The 16,193-nt window shown below is 38.9% G+C and carries 19 protein-coding genes and 1 tRNA gene; 8 read left to right on the top strand and 12 right to left on the bottom strand.

The genetic code is table 11. The features are described from left to right. Positions 1-68: 68 nt before the first annotated feature. From flgH to AC0UA9_RS11340, 9 genes are all read right to left on the bottom strand, one after another. On the bottom strand, positions 69-776 hold the full coding sequence (gene flgH / locus AC0UA9_RS11300) for a flagellar basal body L-ring protein FlgH (protein WP_475660106.1): 708 nt from the start codon (positions 774-776) through the stop codon (positions 69-71). A gap of 49 nt (positions 777-825) precedes the next feature. Continuing rightward, a complete protein-coding gene (gene flgG, locus AC0UA9_RS11305) occupies positions 826-1,614 on the bottom strand; it encodes a flagellar basal-body rod protein FlgG (RefSeq protein WP_475660108.1) in 789 nt (262 codons plus the stop codon). A gap of 53 nt (positions 1,615-1,667) precedes the next feature. Then, complete coding sequence (locus AC0UA9_RS11310; RefSeq protein ID WP_475660110.1) at positions 1,668-2,441, bottom strand: flagellar basal body rod protein FlgF; 774 nt, start codon at positions 2,439-2,441, stop codon at positions 1,668-1,670. A 225-nt stretch (positions 2,442-2,666) separates the two neighbouring features. Further along, positions 2,667-3,971: a flagellar hook protein FlgE gene (gene flgE / locus AC0UA9_RS11315; protein WP_475660113.1), complete on the bottom strand. Its 1,305-nt coding sequence runs from the start codon at positions 3,969-3,971 to the stop codon at positions 2,667-2,669. Positions 3,972-4,069: 98 nt separating this feature from the next. After that, entirely contained in the window at positions 4,070-4,846 is a 777-nt protein-coding gene (locus AC0UA9_RS11320) for a flagellar hook assembly protein FlgD (RefSeq protein WP_475660115.1), read from the bottom strand. 139 nt (positions 4,847-4,985) lie between these two features. Further along, complete coding sequence (gene flgC, locus AC0UA9_RS11325) at positions 4,986-5,405, bottom strand: flagellar basal body rod protein FlgC (RefSeq protein WP_475660118.1); 420 nt, start codon at positions 5,403-5,405, stop codon at positions 4,986-4,988. Positions 5,406-5,407: 2 nt separating this feature from the next. Then, the gene (flgB, locus tag AC0UA9_RS11330) at positions 5,408-5,803 is read right to left on the bottom strand and encodes a flagellar basal body rod protein FlgB (protein ID WP_475660121.1); all 396 of its coding nucleotides are present in this window, start codon (positions 5,801-5,803) and stop codon (positions 5,408-5,410) included. 260 nt (positions 5,804-6,063) lie between these two features. Next, positions 6,064-6,909, bottom strand: coding sequence for a CheR family methyltransferase (locus AC0UA9_RS11335; RefSeq protein WP_475660123.1), 846 nt, complete (start codon positions 6,907-6,909; stop codon positions 6,064-6,066). A 43-nt stretch (positions 6,910-6,952) separates the two neighbouring features. Then, positions 6,953-7,879 (bottom strand): chemotaxis protein, encoded by a 927-nt coding sequence (locus AC0UA9_RS11340; protein WP_475660124.1) that lies wholly within the window; start codon positions 7,877-7,879, stop codon positions 6,953-6,955. A 246-nt stretch (positions 7,880-8,125) separates the two neighbouring features. Between AC0UA9_RS11340 and flgA the strand changes: the two genes are divergently transcribed. The 3 genes from flgA (at position 8,126) to flgN (ending at position 9,836) form a co-directional block, all read left to right on the top strand. Further along, positions 8,126-8,830, top strand: a complete 705-nt coding sequence (gene flgA / locus AC0UA9_RS11345) for a flagellar basal body P-ring formation chaperone FlgA (RefSeq protein ID WP_475660126.1) — start codon at positions 8,126-8,128, stop codon at positions 8,828-8,830. Positions 8,831-9,021: 191 nt separating this feature from the next. Continuing rightward, entirely contained in the window at positions 9,022-9,324 is a 303-nt protein-coding gene (gene flgM / locus AC0UA9_RS11350; protein ID WP_475660129.1) for a flagellar biosynthesis anti-sigma factor FlgM, read from the top strand. A gap of 80 nt (positions 9,325-9,404) precedes the next feature. Continuing rightward, positions 9,405-9,836, top strand: a complete 432-nt coding sequence (flgN, locus tag AC0UA9_RS11355) for a flagellar export chaperone FlgN (RefSeq protein ID WP_475660132.1) — start codon at positions 9,405-9,407, stop codon at positions 9,834-9,836. Positions 9,837-9,919: 83 nt separating this feature from the next. Here the strand turns inward: flgN and AC0UA9_RS11360 are convergent, their stop codons facing one another. Both AC0UA9_RS11360 and AC0UA9_RS11365 read right to left on the bottom strand, forming a co-directional pair. After that, complete coding sequence (locus AC0UA9_RS11360) at positions 9,920-10,387, bottom strand: LPP20 family lipoprotein (RefSeq protein ID WP_475660134.1); 468 nt, start codon at positions 10,385-10,387, stop codon at positions 9,920-9,922. Between the two features lie 15 nt (positions 10,388-10,402). After that, entirely contained in the window at positions 10,403-11,053 is a 651-nt protein-coding gene (locus AC0UA9_RS11365; RefSeq protein ID WP_475660135.1) for a FlgO family outer membrane protein, read from the bottom strand. Positions 11,054-11,413: 360 nt separating this feature from the next. Here AC0UA9_RS11365 and AC0UA9_RS11370 point away from each other — a divergent pair, with 360 nt between their 5' ends. From AC0UA9_RS11370 to AC0UA9_RS11385, 4 genes are all read left to right on the top strand, one after another. Next, positions 11,414-12,586 (top strand): flagella assembly protein FlgT, encoded by a 1,173-nt coding sequence (locus tag AC0UA9_RS11370; protein ID WP_475660137.1) that lies wholly within the window; start codon positions 11,414-11,416, stop codon positions 12,584-12,586. A gap of 49 nt (positions 12,587-12,635) precedes the next feature. Beyond that, positions 12,636-12,712: transfer RNA gene (locus tag AC0UA9_RS11375), tRNA-Arg, on the top strand. 245 nt (positions 12,713-12,957) lie between these two features. Next, positions 12,958-13,176 carry a hypothetical protein gene (locus tag AC0UA9_RS11380; RefSeq protein ID WP_475660139.1) on the top strand — a complete coding sequence of 73 codons (219 nt, stop codon included), beginning with the start codon at positions 12,958-12,960 and terminating at the stop codon, positions 13,174-13,176. Next, on the top strand, positions 13,167-13,394 hold the full coding sequence (locus AC0UA9_RS11385) for a hypothetical protein (protein ID WP_475660141.1): 228 nt from the start codon (positions 13,167-13,169) through the stop codon (positions 13,392-13,394). The genes AC0UA9_RS11380 and AC0UA9_RS11385 overlap by 10 nt, the downstream gene beginning before the upstream one ends. Positions 13,395-13,422: 28 nt before the next feature. Here AC0UA9_RS11385 and AC0UA9_RS11390 read toward each other — a convergent pair whose 3' ends face one another. Continuing rightward, entirely contained in the window at positions 13,423-15,612 is a 2,190-nt protein-coding gene (locus AC0UA9_RS11390; protein WP_475660143.1) for a tRNA(Met) cytidine acetyltransferase TmcA domain-containing protein, read from the bottom strand. A 197-nt stretch (positions 15,613-15,809) separates the two neighbouring features. Here AC0UA9_RS11390 and AC0UA9_RS11395 point away from each other — a divergent pair, with 197 nt between their 5' ends. Beyond that, a complete protein-coding gene (locus AC0UA9_RS11395; protein WP_475660144.1) occupies positions 15,810-16,022 on the top strand; it encodes a PA3496 family putative envelope integrity protein in 213 nt (70 codons plus the stop codon). Positions 16,023-16,193: the final 171 nt, after the last annotated feature.

Raw genomic sequence — 16,193 nt, forward strand, 5'->3', positions numbered from 1 at the left:
TTTAGAAAATTAAACTCTTTCTTTTAAGTGCTAAACACTAGCTGCTTAATGCCTGCGCAATTTTTCTGTTAAATTGGCCACCACGAGCTATTAAAGAATTTTGTTAACCACCCTTGCTCATTAGCATCAGCAAAGCTACCTGTACCTGAGTATTGAATGCGGGCATTGGCAACTTTAGTTGATAAAATAGTGTTATTTGCATTAATATCTTTAGGGCGAATTACTCCCGTTAACCGTATGTATTCGTCACCACTGTTTAAAGTTAACCACTTTTCACCGCGTATCATTAAATTACCATTGGGTAGTACTTTTAATACATGTACAGAAATATCACCACTTAAACTATTACCCTGATTAGCTTTTGAATCCCCTTTAAAATTAGAGTTTTGATTAAGCCCAAACTCTATTGAGTTGCCATTCAGTGTTAACGGGGTGCCGCCTAGGCCAATAACAGAGTCTAATGCACTGCTATTCTCTTTTTTCAATTCTGTTTTCGCATTTTTGTTGGCTTGAGTACTTTCGCTTAATATCACGGAAATAATATCGCCAGTACGATGTGCTTTAGAGTCAGAATAAATATTGTTGATGTAGTTTTGTTTAAATAATGATCCTGTTGGGATAATTGCTGCTTCTTCTGCCTCAGGCAAAATAGGAGCGAAATCTGGGTCATTTGGCAAAGCTTTGCTTAATTCTACCGTGTTACTACAGGCACTTATCAGAGCCGTTAGCATAACCACGGTTATCATAATACTGCTGTTATAATATCTATTGTTCATGATTGCCTCCAACCTATTACTCTGTAAATTTTACTTATGCCACAATGAGTTATAATTGTTGATTAATGTAACTTAACATTTGATCAACCGCTGAAATAACTTTTGAGTTCATTTCATATACACGTTGCGATTCAATTAAGTTAACCAACTCTTCAGTGGTATTTACGTTAGACGTTTCTAAAGCGCCTTGTACCAACATACCGTAGCCTTCTAGCCCAGGAACCCCTTCTTGTGGCGCACCGCTAACCGCTGTTTCGGTATATAAATTTTGCCCTATAGGCTCTAATCCTGTTGGGTTAACAAAATTAACAGTATTAATTTGTCCGATAACTGCTGGCTCTGCTTGTCCTTGCTGTGTTACTGATACCTCACCGTCTTGAGAGATAACAATACTAATAGCATCGTCTGGAATGGTAATTTGTGGTTGTAACGCATAACCGGCACCTGGGGTAACCATATTGCCTTCTTCATCCATGGTAAATTGTCCGTTTCGGCTATAAGCCGACGAACCATCAGGCATTAATATTTCAAAAAAGCCTTCTCCTTGAATCATTATATCTAGTGAGTTGTCGGTTGTTTGCATATCCCCCTGGGTATGAATTTTTTGTGTGGCCACCACTTTAGTACCTGCACCAAGCATCAAACCGGAAGGTGCTTCACTGTCATTAGCTGTGCGCCCACCAGGTTGATTAATATTTTGATAAAGCAAATCTTCAAAAACCGCTCTACTCTTTTTAAAACCAACTGTACTAGCATTCGCTAAGTTATTAGAAATAACCGCAATGTCTTTGGTTTGCGCGTCTAAGCCTGTTTTACTGATCCATAATGCTGGGTTCATACATCACCTCAAAAAATTTATTGCTTTCGTGTATTCGCTTAATGCTCTTAGTACTAGAATGCACGTAATAACGAAGAGCTACTCGCGTCAACTTCTTCAGCTGTTTTCATTAGCTTCAAGTGCATTTCAAATTGTCTTTGTAGCGCTATCATGTCGGTCATTTCAGACAAAGGATTAACATTACTTGATTCAAGTGCCCCTCCTTGTACCTGTACATTGGCAGCCGCCAATTCTAGTTGACCGTCTTTACGTCTAAATAAACCATCTGCGCCTTTTTCAAGTAGACGAACATCAGGGTCAACCAGCTTAATTCGACCCACTTCTTCTTGCACACTGCTAGGGGCGCCCTCAGGTTGAACCATAATAGTGCCGTCAGAGGCAATTTGTATATTGGCCACAGGTAAAGGGACAATAATGGGCCCATTATCACCTAAGACAATTTCACCGTTTGACGTTTCTAACGTGCCTGTTTCTGTTAAACGCAAGTGCCCTTGTCTGCTATACGCTTCACTTTGACCAAAAGGATCGGCAACACTATTGGCAACTTGTGGTGTTTGTACCGCAAACCAACCATCGCCTTTAATTGCCATATCAAGTGGCCGGCCAGTCATTAGTAAAGGGCCTGAGTCAAAATTTTGGCTTGCGCGTTCAGTCATGGCAAACACACGTGTTGGCTGGCCTTCACCAAAAGCCTGCATAGTGCGCGCTTGTGCTAAATCGGCTTTAAAGCCTGTAGTTTTAGCATTTGCTAAGTTATTAGCGTTAATAGCCAGCGCTTGCATGTTTTGTTTGGCACCGCTCATGGCGACATAAAGCATCTTATCCATAATGGTTTCCAGAAAATAAAAATTGTTACAATAACACTTGCAAGGAAGGTGCCAGAAAAAGACTTTTTAAAATACTTAATGTTTAATTTTAAATTTGAAAAGTAATCACTGAAGAATAAAGAGCGGGTGAAACGAGTGGAGCTGAGAAGCTAGTAACTAGGTTCTAAAGCCTAGTTACTAGGTTCTAGAGTCTAGAGTCTAGTAACTAGATCCTAGCTTTATAATCTATCTAATTTGTAAGATAGTTTGATTCAACTGGTTATCAACCTCTAATGAACGAGAGTTAGCTTGAAAGTTCCGCTGTGCAGAAATTAAGTCAATTAATTCCGTAGTTAAGTTTACATTAGCTTGCTCTAGTGCTGATGAGTTGATCGTACCAAAAGTACCTGAGCCTGCTTCACCTGCTAAAGCTTCACCAGAGCTAATACTTTCTTTCCAGCTGGTTCCCCCTATTTGCTTTAAGCCCTGCTCGTTAGCAAAGTTTACCATAGTAATTCGCGCTAAAGGCTCTGAGGTACCATTACTGTAGGTTGCCCGTACTAAACCATCAGTACCAATGTCAATACCAGTTAAACGCCCTACCGCTAAGCCATCTTGGCTTAAGGCGGTTACTTCAAAGTTAGAGGCAAATTGGGTCGGTTCATTTGGGTTAGGCCCACTTGCATCCAAATTAAAGTCAATAATGATTTGTTGAGTGGGATCAGAGCCATTGGCTAAAATACCAGGGCCTAATGCAGCTGTTTGTATCAAAGCTGGATCTTGGTTAATAAAGTCGCCACCGGCATTAAAAGTAAGCTGTGCGCCATTAACACCTGCCCCTGTAACTGGGCCACCCGGTATATCAACCATTTGCTCATCAACAGCAGTAAACATACTCCACTCATTAGCCGCAGACTTAACAAAGTAATAAGTCATAATGTGACTATCGCCTAGCGAGTCAAAAACTGTCACCGACGTTGAGTTATTAAAAGTTAATGGATCTGTTGGGTCAAATACTGGGTTTGCCGGTGGCACATCACCTGCCGGCAAGTTCATGCGAATATCAACTTCACTCGATTGAGTTGGCGCACCCGATGAGGTCGGGATTCGAATAGGGCTTGCTGTGCTTAAGCTTACCGATGCCGATGTACCATCAGCGTTAATTGGAAACCCTAATAAGTGTCCACCGCCTGAGTTAACGACAAAATTATCTTTATTTAACTTAAACTGCCCTGCCCGCGTATAGGAAGTTTCTAATGAGCCTATTTCAGGTACTGTAGCAAAAAAACCATTACCTGTTATTGCTAAGTCGAGCGCATTATTGGTGAACTGAATGCTACCTTGTGAAAATTGTTGTGCGACTTCTGAGGTTAAAACACCATCTCCTACTTTCGTTTTACCGGCTGCCAAAAGTGATGATGCATAAACATCAACGAACTCAGCGCGCGACTCTTTAAAGCCCACGGTATTAACATTGGCAATGTTATTTGACGTTACATCTAAATCTTTTTGTGCTGCGTTTAGCCCGCTTAATGCTATATTGAATGACATAATTTAACCCTCTTTTATATTCAATTACTTCTTTTATAGGTTGAGCTTTCGTGCGGTACCAACCCAAAATGTCTACTTTTATAAAACCAACTACTTAATTAACCTTCTGAAACTTCCACTACATCAGCTAACTTCATGGCACTACCACCATTAAGATTAAGCACCACGTCACCGCCAGAGCCTGCTAATGTTACACTGTCTACTTTTCGATAAGTCATTGTTTCTAGCTCGGCTGCTTGCCCTTCAACTAAACCAACCACTCTAAAACGATAAGCACCTGCAGGAGCATCTTCTCCTTTTGCTGTTTGCCCATTCCAAGTAAAACCAAATTCTCCTGCCTCAACATCGCCAACAGGTACTGTTTGAACAACCTCGCCAGCAACATTTTCTACGTAAATATTGACGTTAGTTGCACCTTTATCAGCAACTAGCTTGCCTTTAACGTCTTCACCTTCGCCCATGCCAAAAACATTATCTTCAACTAAAACACTACGCCCTACTAACGATGAGGCTTGTAATGCTTGGCTTGATGTCATGGAGTTAGCAAATAAACCAAATGACTCATTAAGTTTTTGTACACCGTCAGTAGTAGAAAAAGCAGTCATTTGCGAAATCATTTCGTTGTTGTCGACAGGTTTTGTTGGATCCTGGTTCGCTAGCTCTTGCGTTAGTAAGGCAAAAAAGTCGGCTTGCGTTAACATCCCCTGACTTCCATCAGATTCTTTGATATTTTGCTTCGCTAACGTTTCTCTTATGAGTTCTTGCTTTTCCTCTAACGTTAAAATATTTTGTTTCGCTAAAGCTTCATTGGCTATTTTCTGTTGCTCTTCCAAAGTCAAAGTGCTTTGTGAACTAGTACCTGTTACTGATTGCATTTTACTTCCACCTTGTTAATTATTTACCAAACAACAGTGTTGGCTGTTTTAGTTAACTGTACCTTGGTTTGGTATGAACACGCTGCACAATTGACTGTGTTAGCAACCTGGTTCACTTTTTTATAATCAAAATTAATCATTATCCTTGGCCAAGCTGTAATGTTTTATTTAGCATGTTTTTGGCTGACTCAGCTAGTTGCACATTAGTTTGGTATGAGCGCGAGGCTGAAATCATATTAGTCATTTCTTCTATTACATTGACATTAGGTTTATAAATATAACCGTCTTTGTCTGACATAGGGTGCTCTGGCGCATATTCAATATTTAAAGGCTTGTCACTTTCAACAATCCCTAATACTTGTACGCCAACATTGGCTTCTTGCCCCCCGGCAGCTTCTTGCATAGCGGCGGCAAAAACTGGGTGTCTAGCGCGATATGTTTCATTGACACTTGAACTAACACTGTCAGCATTAGCGATATTACTGGCGGTGGTGTTCAAACGCATTGATTGCGCGCTCATACCACTAGCAGTAATGTTAAATACGTTAAAAAGGCTCATGGTTATCTACCTCCTGATATGACATTCTTCAAGGCTTTTATTTTTCCGTTGAGAAATTGCACACTTGCTTGGTACTCTAATGAGTTTTCTAAATACAAGTTTCGTTCCACTTGTACGTCTACCGTATTGCCGTCTCCCGTATCAGGTTGATTTGGCGTACGAAATGCGACGTTATTATTTATTTCACTGCGTACATCAAAGTGCTTGGCATGGGTTTTGTTCATTCCCATTTGCTGTTGTCCGGCTTGTTGCATCGCTGCTTGAAAATCCATGCCCTTCGCCTTATAGCCAGGCGTGTCGGCATTAGCAATATTGCCAGCGATCACTTCCGCTCGCTGTGCACGCAAAAGCATCCCTTTAGCATGAAGTTCAAACCCTTTATCAAAACTGATCGCCATAATAATTCACCCTCAATTACATTTAACGATAATACATTCAATAAATATGCCAACAAACAACAAACTAAACCATTCGTACTAAAATCAAGGAAGGTTGAGACCAAAGTTACTCAAATGAAAATAACTTACCTAAGCAAGGTAACCACTTAGTGGTAAGGTAAAAGTTACTGGGGAGGTATACGCAAGGGGGGAAGTGATAAGGGATAACAGTAACTGATACCCTTCTAATTAAGTGGCTTAAAAGCTTATCACTTCGTGGGCTAATTGGCCTGCTTAGGTTTTTTTTGGTAAATAATACCTGGACTGCAACGCAGCATGTCAAAATTGCTGTTTAGTCCTGAAAGAGATTCTGATGCGCCTAAAAACAAATAGCCACCGTCATTTAAAGTGTCATGAATTTGACTAATTATTTGTGCTTTTATCTCAGGAGCAAAGTAAATCAGTACGTTACGACAAAATACAATATCAAACCGCCCCATTAAACTGTAACTATTAAGCAAGTTAAGCGGGCGAAAGCTAACCATTCTTTTTACTTCATCTTTTACTTTTAACATGCCATTATCGCCACTTTCAAAGAATTGTTTCTTTCTTTCTTCTGACAAACCACGCGCTAAAGCAAGTGCGTCGTAATGGCCATATTTACAGTGCTCTAACATAGTAGTTGAAATATCGGTTCCAACAACTTGTACACCTCTTGAAAAACTACCGGGTTTACTCTGTTGATATTCTAAAACAGACATGGCAATTGAGTATGGCTCTTGCCCTGACGAACTTGCTGCTGACCATATTTTAACTGGCATTTTTCGATTAGCCAGCTCTGGAAATATCTTACTTTTTAACAGCCTAAAAGGATAATCGTCACGAAACCATAGTGTTTCATTTGTGGTCATAGCGTCAATCACAGCTGCACGTAACTGCCGCTCTACCGGTAACAGTGTTCGGGTCACTAATTCACCAAGTGAGCTAACGCCAAACTTACTCATCAAAGGAGCTAAGCGACTTTTTACTAGGTACTGTTTGTTTTCACCTAATACAATGCCGCACTGTTGCTCGAGAAAAACTCTAAATTGATGATAACTTTTATCGTCAAGTTGTCTTGCTAGCACTATTACTACTTCCTAATTGATATGTGTACATGGTGCGTTATTATTAGTGGTGGTTTAACCATTTTTTAACAGCTGTTGCCAATTCATCGGGGTGAAATTTAGGAATGAAGTCTTCTGCACCAACTTTTTTAACCATGGCATTGTTAAACACCCCGCTTAATGAGGTGTGCAGAATAATTGGCATTTTAGCCATACGTTCGTTACCTTTTACCTCAGCGGTTAGGGTGTAGCCATCCATTTCTGGCATTTCAATATCTGAAACCATTAGCGCTACTTTTTCCGTGATACTGTGTTCACATGTCTCGGCTATGGCAGTGAGTTGCTCTAATGCGTCTTGGCCATTTTTCGCCAAAGCCATGGTAATACCTAATGGCTCTAACGCTCTTTTTACTTGGTTTCGAGCAACACTTGAATCGTCAGCAATCATAACAATACGCTCACCAAGCTCTACCCCAACATTAGTATCAACAACACTGTCACTTAAATCGGTAGAGACTGGGTTAATATCATTTAATATTTTTTCTACATCTAAAATAGAGACCATCTGCTTATTTATTTCTGTTACCGCTGTTAAGTAACTGGCTTTACCTGCCCCCTCTGGCGGAGGCATCATATCCTTCCAGCTTAGCGTCACAATACGTTCTACGCCTGCCACAAGAAAGCCTTGTACGCTACGATTATACTCGGCAATAATGATGAAAGACTCATCAGTTTGAGTAATAGCAGGGCCACCAATGGCTTTACTCATATCAATAACTGAAATGGTTTGCCCTCTGATATGCGCAACCCCTTTTATAAAGGGGTCTTGTTTAGGTAAAACTGTTAATGTAGGGCACTGTAGAACTTCTCTTACTTTAAAGACATTGATACCAAAGCGCTGAGTGCCTACTAATTTAAAGAGCAGCAACTCTAGCCTGTTTTGACCGACTAGTTGTGTTCGTTGATTAACTGAATCGAGTATACCTGCCATAAAAACCTCATTTGTATTCAAGCACTGTATTATATACCTACCAGTGTAGGACAATAAGGCACAATTCTTGATTGTGTATTGTAAGCCATATTAAGTGACAAAAAATTGATGAATGTTAAGTAAATTACCACGCTATGGGTAATGAATAAAACTAGAATTAATACACTTATAACACAAAGTGATACACTTATTACTATGTAAATTGTTATAAGCATAGTCGAGTATAAAAAATTAACCTAAGGATAAATGACAAAAAATATGCCTACAATGAAACTTTTTTTATCTGTCCTCTATTTTATAGCACTATTTTCAGGCGCGAGTTCGGCTTCTACTTGGGATAGCGCTTATATAGAATCGTTTGTACAAAAACAACTTGAAAGCGCAATACCCCCACCTATGGGAGGACGAATATCTTTTGACGTTACCCCGATAGACCCACGAATAATAATCAAACCTTGCCAAAAGCCTATTACAGCAAATATACCTGAAAATACCAACCGGAGAAATATTAATATTAAAATAACCTGTGATGACGCCACTCCTTGGTACCTCTACATACTCGCTAAAATTGAACGAACCTTTGCTGTGGTTATAACCACAAGTACTATTGAGAAAGGCGAAATACTGACAAAAAAGAATATCGCTATAGATTATATCGCAAATAATAGAATTCGGGGGGAAAGATTAAGTGATATTAATGCAGTGCTTGGGAGTAAAGCAGAAAGAAGAATAGGTATAGATAATGCCATCACTAAAAATAGTATTTGCTTAGTCTGCAAGGGTGATACTGTCACTATTACTGCAAAAAGCGATAATTTTGTTATTAAAACGAAGGGAACTGCGCTAAGCTCAGGTAACCTAAATGAACAAATTAGGGTTAAAAATACACGTTCAGGACGCATAATAAAGCCTAAAATTAGTGCTGTTAACCAAGTGGTAATTAACCTATAATTTTTTAGCGCTCACTTAGAGAGTAAGATTCATCGTTAAAGCGCTAACAGAAGGCTGTATTTTTTGCTTGATACCCGCAACCAAAATAAAACGGTAATTTAACAAAACTTTTACTAAAGTTATCGTGCAGCTTGCCGATATAAAGCTAACGAACAAATTGACAAAATACACCTTTACCGCAGGGTAACATTATGACTATAAATATCAACAACTTAAATAATCAAGCTCATATTAATCAAAGTAAGCTGGCGCAAAATAAGCAGGCAAACGCTCAAACAGCAAACGATACCCAAGTAAAACATGCTGCTCGCGATTCTGTTTCTTTTACCCCACAAGCACAACAATTTAAAGAGCTGCAAAAAAAATCTGCCGATGCACCTGTCATTGATCAAAAAAAAGTTGAAGAGCTGAAAAAAACAATTGCCGCTGGCGAGTATAAAGTTGACTCTCAAAAACTTGCTGCTAGCATGGCAAAGTTTGAGTTTAGTTTATAGTTTAATCCCTTAGTTTATCGTTTGATCTAAGCAGTAGACTGGGTGATAATCACCTTTTACTTATATTTAAAGGTACTTTCATGTCAGCTTCATCTCAATCATTAGAGCTGCTTGCCCAACAGTTTGCTCAGTTACAATCACTTGAACAAATCATTGACGACGAAAAGCGCATTTTAGAGCAGCACCAACCTGAGGCATTACTGCAAATTAGTGAGCAGAAAAACCAAGCCTTGCTTGCGATACAAGCCTTAGATCAAAAGATAATGGTTAACCAGGCATTTGCCCAAGATAAAAAGGCCGGTTTACTTGATGAAGCACTAACTGACATTGAAAATTTATTGCAACTCTGCCAACAAAAAAACCAAATTAATGGTCAAATAATCGTGCAATCTCAACTGGCCGTTGAACGTATGAAAACCACTTTATTAGAAAACAATAACAAGAATTCTGTTACTTATGATAATAAAGGTAAAAAATCTGGTGGCTTAAGCAGTATAGGTTTAAAGGCTTAAGTATGCTTGGGCTAAGCACAACCAGCTAGCAAAAGGTTTACCGTCTAGTTCAGTAATTCAGAGATACACTATGTCCTTCTTACTTAAAAGTAGTCTACTTTTTTTATTTCTTTACGCTGGATACTCGCTTGGTAAATTTCATAAACATCTTTAAAGTCTAGCTGTAGCTCTGTTGTGTATGTATCTCCAACGGGGTAACTTTTGACAACTTTGGCTCCTCTAATTAAACCTTTAATCGACGATGACAATTGTTGGTTATCAATAATCATATCTGCCATTGTGGTGCTACTGGTAACTTTTTGACCATACACCTGCTCGGCTAACTCTGAATAAGCGGCAATCTTCGACGCTTTAATGGCCATTAACATCCGTTGGGTTTCATTTTCTGACTTTTGTAAACTAATAGGTGCATAGCCTACACCATAAATGATCGGAAAAACCTCTGGTTCAATGGCCTGCCACTGAACATGTTTATCATAAAGGTTTGTACAAGCGCTAATAAAAAGTAGGCTTACAAGCACAACAGTGCTTTTGCAAAGTATATTTATCATATTATTACCTATTATTTATTGTTGAGTTATCACAGTACGCTGCATTTTAATTAAGTCATCATTACTTCTAATGAGCTTACCCTCTTTTATTTTAACACGATCACTGTCGTTCTTTTCACGCCCTAAAGCCCACTTTGGGATAAAAGATTGGGCTGTAGCAGCAACCAAATGAGATTGAATACCCACCATACGCGCATTAATAATAATGCCGTCTTCTTGTTCAACCATAGTGCCTGCAACAACATAGTCAATATCCTGACGCCCAGGCAATTCCTGCCAGTCTCGGGTAAAGACATAATCACCGGTTTTAGTCACACGAATATGCCCCATTGACTTAAAGTCAACTACTGACATTCCATGGTGTTGTAATTCATAAATAAAGCTTTCAGCAATTTGGTTCCCTAACCAATTAGTGGATTCAAGATCGTGCAAGTTTACAAATGAACCTACCGCTATTGGGGCTTTATCATCAATAAAAGTACTGCTAGTTAACAGTTGATATACTAAGCCTTTGACCAAATCATTTATCGCATGCTTAGGTAGGCTATAATGGTTTATCTCACCCTGATCTGTTTGTGCTACTTGATAAAAATTGTCATTGCCTGTTCTACTACCACTACAAGATACAAGTACGGGTAAAATTAATGGTATAAACCACTTTTTCATAGTACACCCCTTAATAATTCAACGTTTACACTATAAGATGCTAGCCTAAACACTGATAACTTTAGTTATTTGAGTATTCAATATTATTATAATTATACAATGCATATTTCAAGCCAATAGTACTTTCTGTTTTATTAGCAAGTTTAGCTAGCAAAGAGAGGCGCTGTTGGCGGCAAGTGCTTTGCTTACCAAACGGCACTCGCAAAACGACTAAACAAATACAGCAAATTTATATTATTAACATCTGCATCACCAACAACAGGCATAAATTGTGCATAGATTATTCTTAAGTACCGGATAGACGTTAATTACTAATGGCATCATGCCTAACAATAGGCTTTTGTTTTGATGAGAGAGTATATGCATACTATAACCAAAATATCGATTTTACTTGTCAGCTTAATGTTAACTAGCACAGCGAACGCACAGTGGTATGAGGCACAAGGGCATGCATCAACCGCTAAAGATTCTGTTGAAGTGGCGCGTACGAAAGCCATGGAGAATGCGTTAAAGAAAGCTTTATTAGTCGCAGGTGCTAGCGTTTCAAGCATTCAACAAGTAGTGAATGGTTTATTAACACAAGACCAAATAAGTATTCGCGCTAGTGGCAGCGTTAACTCGATTGAATTAATTGAAGAAGTACACAGCAATAACATGCTTAGTGTTACCGTGCGTGCAGATATTTTTCCGCAAGAAAGAAAATGTTTTTCTTTAGATTACAAAAAATCCATCTTGCTCACTAAGAGCCACATACTCCAAAGAGAGCAAGCAAACTTGGGCAGTATTTATCAAATAGATGCTGGGGTTATAAAGCAATTACAAAAAAAATTAACCAGCCAAAGTAGTTATAGTGATGCTAAATTATTACTTAAAAATGCAACTGAGTTCTCTCGTTTGAAGCACAGTTTTAATGAAGAAAAAATTAAGCAATTAACCCTATCACTCGCTGAAACAACCGACAGCCAATATGTTCTCTATAGTGACATTAATGATTTATCATCTGACGGCCAACGAACTAATGCTTTTAAAGTATGGCAGCAACCGACCTACCCTAGAAGTTTTGCGGTTACACTTTACCTCTATAACGGTTTAAGTGGTGAACTAATATGGCAACAGCATTATCAAGACTCAGCCGTGTGGGACTTTAATAAACGAGATAATATTGATGTTAATGCTATTGCTTTTTGGCAAAGTCATTACGGAAATATGATAAATACCTTACTTGATAACGCAGTAGCTGATATTGACGAAAACATTATGTGCGAACCCAGTGAGGGTAAAATAGTGCAGGTGCGAGGGAATGAAATTACCATTAACTTAGGCCGGCACCATGGCGTGAAGGTGGGCGATGAATTTACCTTACTCCACAGTAACAGCTTTGTTAGCCAACAAGGAAAAAGGTACGTTGGCTACCATATTAGCCCACACAAAGTAAAAGTAACGCAACTCACCAGAGAAAGTGCTACTGCAAGAACAGTCGATAATAATTTATTAGGCAATATTCAAATAAATGATTTAGCAGTACGGTATTAATTATTATATAATATTGTGTTTAACATCACTGTATTGTTCAAATAAATTTGTCCCCTTGGCGCAATTGGATAGCGCAATTCCCTCCTAAGGAATAGGTTACAGGTTCGACTCCTGTAGGGGACGCCACTCGCTTATATCAACTCACTGTAAAGCAATACTTTTTAAACGTTAGCACAGTCAAGCTACCCAAACCTTAATAAGCAAAGCAATGAGTATTTCTGCTGTGATCTCACTATAAATGCTTAATTAAGTTTTCCTTTCAAAAAACACCAAACAGTAACAATTATCATTTGCATTTAGTTTTTTATTCGTATATTTTAACTATACAGCGATTACAAGCTGAGAAAACAAACTAAATTAAGGAGCATAAAATGGCAATGCAGCAAGCAAATGACAACAGCGGCAACACGCGCGTACAACTTGAACTATCAAGCAATACATTACAGCAGTTACTTAAGTCAGGGGTATTACGCGGTGGTGATTGTAAATGTTTAAACGCCAATGCCAAGCAAGTACTCTGGCAAGCATTACTCACAACAAGTACAAGCCCAACTAATGAGGCTTATGCGGAGCACTACTTATGCGCATAACTACCTCTACCGAATGTTTGCAGCTTGAAAATTGGTTAATGATTTTACTGAGCACTTATAAAGACCACCCCACGCCAGGGTTAGCTAAAACTATTTACTACTATGTAACGCGTTTATTAAACCATGAAGACATTAATGGTTATAGTGAGAACCAGAGTGACAAGCGTTGTCAGTACCTGTCTATGAAGAAATTTTGGGGTTGGCAGGTAAAAAAATAAAGCGGCAGTTAACTTAAGCGCTTAACTCCTACAACAATAAGTTGTGCCTAACTTTGTTTCTTAAAAAGCTCTCTAACGCTTTTTTACCCGTAAAACCATAAGCGTCACAGGTTTCACTGATGCTTTTCTTTTGAAAAATACGGCTGATAAATACCCATAAGTCTTTATCATCCTCTGTTGTAGCATGAGCAAGCATTCGCTTTAGCCATAAGTGTAAGCTAAATACACAACTTGAATACTGCCTATGCCCCTGTGCAAAGGCGGCAATACTTGCTTTATCCCTAGGCGTTAACTTAGTACACAATGACACCGGACAGTATGCCATAATTAACGCGACCAACTCTGGGGCTAATAACCGGTATTCATCTGTTAATAGATAATCAAAACTTTGATAAAAGGTAGAATAAATATCTTTAAGCGCCTGCCCGCCTTGCGAAGAGAGTGCGTTAAGCACTAAAGCTGATTGCTCACCGCTAGCCTTATCTTTATTAAACCCTATACGTGCTAAGCGAAAACCATTCGTCAGCCAAAAAGAAAGCAAGCTTTTATTTGCACCAAAACTTGCCGCGAGAAAATCAGCACCTTGGCTGCTAGCCCAATCTGTTATTTTCTCTAAAAAGTAACTGCCAATACCTTGGTAATGCAGCTGAGGATGCACCGCAATGCGCATTACGCGCAGATAAGAATAATCAAAAGCGTAGTCAATACCACATTGGGTTAACAAAGATTGCGGTACAAAGTGGTTTTTAAATCGCCGGGTCGAGTTTTTTATTGCACGAATGTCTTTCGCGTCAATCGCAGCTGGGTGAGCATTATCAACCGCACAACCGCTACCTTCTTTAATCAATAAAGCAACAGCGATCACTTGTGGCTGGGACGACTTGTTAGACAATAAACAAACTAATTGCACTTGTTTATTATCTAACATCATCTGCACATCGCTGGGTTTAGTTTGATAATGCGCAGTAACCAGAATAGCAAAAATTTGCTTAAAGAGTCGCTCATCATGCATTAACTCTGTCGCACTAAACAAGGTAAATTGCAATGCTGAGGGCCTAGTACCATGAAAGTCTTGCGCTATATCAGGTAAGGCGGCATTTAATAAACATGCTTCAAAAACCAAACGCTCAAGTGGATCATCTACTCGCCAGCGAATTGGTGCTTGAATATGCAAACTTTGCCATTTAGGGTATTTAAACGCTAACGTTTTCTGAAACTTTAATGTAAAACCTCGCCCTGCGCCCTCATAACCATGAATAGTCGTTGAAAACACTAAACGAGCACTGAGTGATAAAAGCTTTTCTAGCAAATAAATGGGAATTGCGGCAGCTTCATCAACCAAAAGTAAACTGGCATTGACGGGCTGCTTGATCAGCTGGTCAATAGCAATAAATTCAACGCTGCCATGTAAAGTGGTTAACTTACCTTGGTGTAATGTACTTTCCGGTAAACGGGCTTGTAAGCAGTTAAAAAAAACAGCGAGCGCGCCAATATCACCCGCGGTAATCACCAATCGCAAGGTATATGCTTTCGTGGCTGACTTTAACAAGAACGCACAAGCAATGGCAAGTGCTGAAGACTTCCCTCTCCCTCTGTCAGCCGTTAGTACTAACGGCCTATTTCGCTTGCCTTTAAATACACTAATAATTGACTCAACTGCCGTTACTTGCTCAGGCGTTATACAGCCATAAGGCAACATTGTTTTGGTGCTGCATTTTGTTAATTCAAGGGCAGCTTGATCTACCGGTAAATCCGGTAATGAAAAGTTTTTTTGCTCAAGTACAACATGCTCAGGAAAATCACTTAACAGGTGAAAAAATCGTTGATAAAAAGTACTCGCTGTTAGTTGTTGTTGTTCTTTTATTAACAGGAAAAGTATACCACCAGCGACTAACGTGCCAGATAAACAAGCAAAAGCATCAATGGATAGCTCACTGTCTTGAAATACAACAAAGTTACTTTCGCTGCCTAACTTATCACGAAAACGCTGCTTGCTAACATTCGCCTTAAAACCCAGTTCAGTAGCGTCGCTGTCACCATAAACTAACCAAGTATTGCCTTTTTCTTGTTCACTCGCATCACAGCGCTTACCAACACTGTTGACTAAAGTTGTTGCCCAAGTATTATCTCCTATCAATACAATTAAGCGACGCTCATTTAGCAACTCCGCTTGCTGCTGGTAGGGGTGAAACCAAAGAGGAAAAGCAACCTGGTGCATATAAAGTGAGTTCTAATAATTAACTGTATTAATAGCAATAGTTTATCAAGCATTCTCGCAGACACCAATAAAAGATAATGTGAAATTTACAAACTTTTTTACAAATAATTGAGAAACTATTTTGCAAATAATTTGAAAATAGTTTATTACTTGCCTACCTTTATTACTGACAAGAAGATTTTTTAAGAGTTAAGCCAATGATAGATGATGAGTTTTTAGATAATATAGATGAAGATGATGAAACGCTTGATCCAAATATCGATTTAGAGCCTCTTGAACCTGCCGAAAAAAAAGCCGAAAACACGGCGCAAAGCAAAGCAAAGAAAAACTTGCTCGCACGCAAGCGCATTGATGAATTAATGGAAAGAAAAAGACTTAAAGAGTTATTAGATGACGAAAACGATTGGTAAATAATGAGTAAAAAAGATCACGATTAAAACATAGTACACTGTTCAAACACCAGTAACAAAACTCCCTTCCCCGTTAATATTAATAGAACCCTTCAAATTCAGGGTAGTGTAAAAATAAAGCTCGATTATATTTACACTACCCAAAAACATCCCCTACTGAGCAAAAGGAAA

This window comes from Colwellia sp. F1 (assembly GCF_056238625.1).

What these genes read in the sequence shown, in the direction of transcription:
- AC0UA9_RS11385 (WP_475660141.1), top strand. Translation starts at nt 13,167, where the DNA reads ATGCGCATAACTACCTCTACCGAATGTTTGCAGCTTGAAAATTGGTTA.
- AC0UA9_RS11395 (WP_475660144.1), top strand. Translation starts at nt 15,810, where the DNA reads ATGATAGATGATGAGTTTTTAGATAATATAGATGAAGATGATGAAACG.
- AC0UA9_RS11365 (WP_475660135.1), bottom strand. Translation starts at nt 11,053, where the DNA reads ATGAAAAAGTGGTTTATACCATTAATTTTACCCGTACTTGTATCTTGT.
- flgB (WP_475660121.1), bottom strand. Translation starts at nt 5,803, where the DNA reads ATGGCGATCAGTTTTGATAAAGGGTTTGAACTTCATGCTAAAGGGATG.
- flgC (WP_475660118.1), bottom strand. Translation starts at nt 5,405, where the DNA reads ATGAGCCTTTTTAACGTATTTAACATTACTGCTAGTGGTATGAGCGCG.
- flgN (WP_475660132.1), top strand. Translation starts at nt 9,405, where the DNA reads ATGTCAGCTTCATCTCAATCATTAGAGCTGCTTGCCCAACAGTTTGCT.
- AC0UA9_RS11320 (WP_475660115.1), bottom strand. Translation starts at nt 4,846, where the DNA reads ATGCAATCAGTAACAGGTACTAGTTCACAAAGCACTTTGACTTTGGAA.
- flgM (WP_475660129.1), top strand. Translation starts at nt 9,022, where the DNA reads ATGACTATAAATATCAACAACTTAAATAATCAAGCTCATATTAATCAA.
- AC0UA9_RS11370 (WP_475660137.1), top strand. Translation starts at nt 11,414, where the DNA reads ATGCATACTATAACCAAAATATCGATTTTACTTGTCAGCTTAATGTTA.
- AC0UA9_RS11380 (WP_475660139.1), top strand. Translation starts at nt 12,958, where the DNA reads ATGGCAATGCAGCAAGCAAATGACAACAGCGGCAACACGCGCGTACAA.
- AC0UA9_RS11310 (WP_475660110.1), bottom strand. Translation starts at nt 2,441, where the DNA reads ATGGATAAGATGCTTTATGTCGCCATGAGCGGTGCCAAACAAAACATG.
- AC0UA9_RS11390 (WP_475660143.1), bottom strand. Translation starts at nt 15,612, where the DNA reads ATGCACCAGGTTGCTTTTCCTCTTTGGTTTCACCCCTACCAGCAGCAA.
- flgG (WP_475660108.1), bottom strand. Translation starts at nt 1,614, where the DNA reads ATGAACCCAGCATTATGGATCAGTAAAACAGGCTTAGACGCGCAAACC.
- AC0UA9_RS11340 (WP_475660124.1), bottom strand. Translation starts at nt 7,879, where the DNA reads ATGGCAGGTATACTCGATTCAGTTAATCAACGAACACAACTAGTCGGT.
- flgE (WP_475660113.1), bottom strand. Translation starts at nt 3,971, where the DNA reads ATGTCATTCAATATAGCATTAAGCGGGCTAAACGCAGCACAAAAAGAT.
- flgA (WP_475660126.1), top strand. Translation starts at nt 8,126, where the DNA reads ATGACAAAAAATATGCCTACAATGAAACTTTTTTTATCTGTCCTCTAT.
- flgH (WP_475660106.1), bottom strand. Translation starts at nt 776, where the DNA reads ATGAACAATAGATATTATAACAGCAGTATTATGATAACCGTGGTTATG.
- AC0UA9_RS11360 (WP_475660134.1), bottom strand. Translation starts at nt 10,387, where the DNA reads ATGATAAATATACTTTGCAAAAGCACTGTTGTGCTTGTAAGCCTACTT.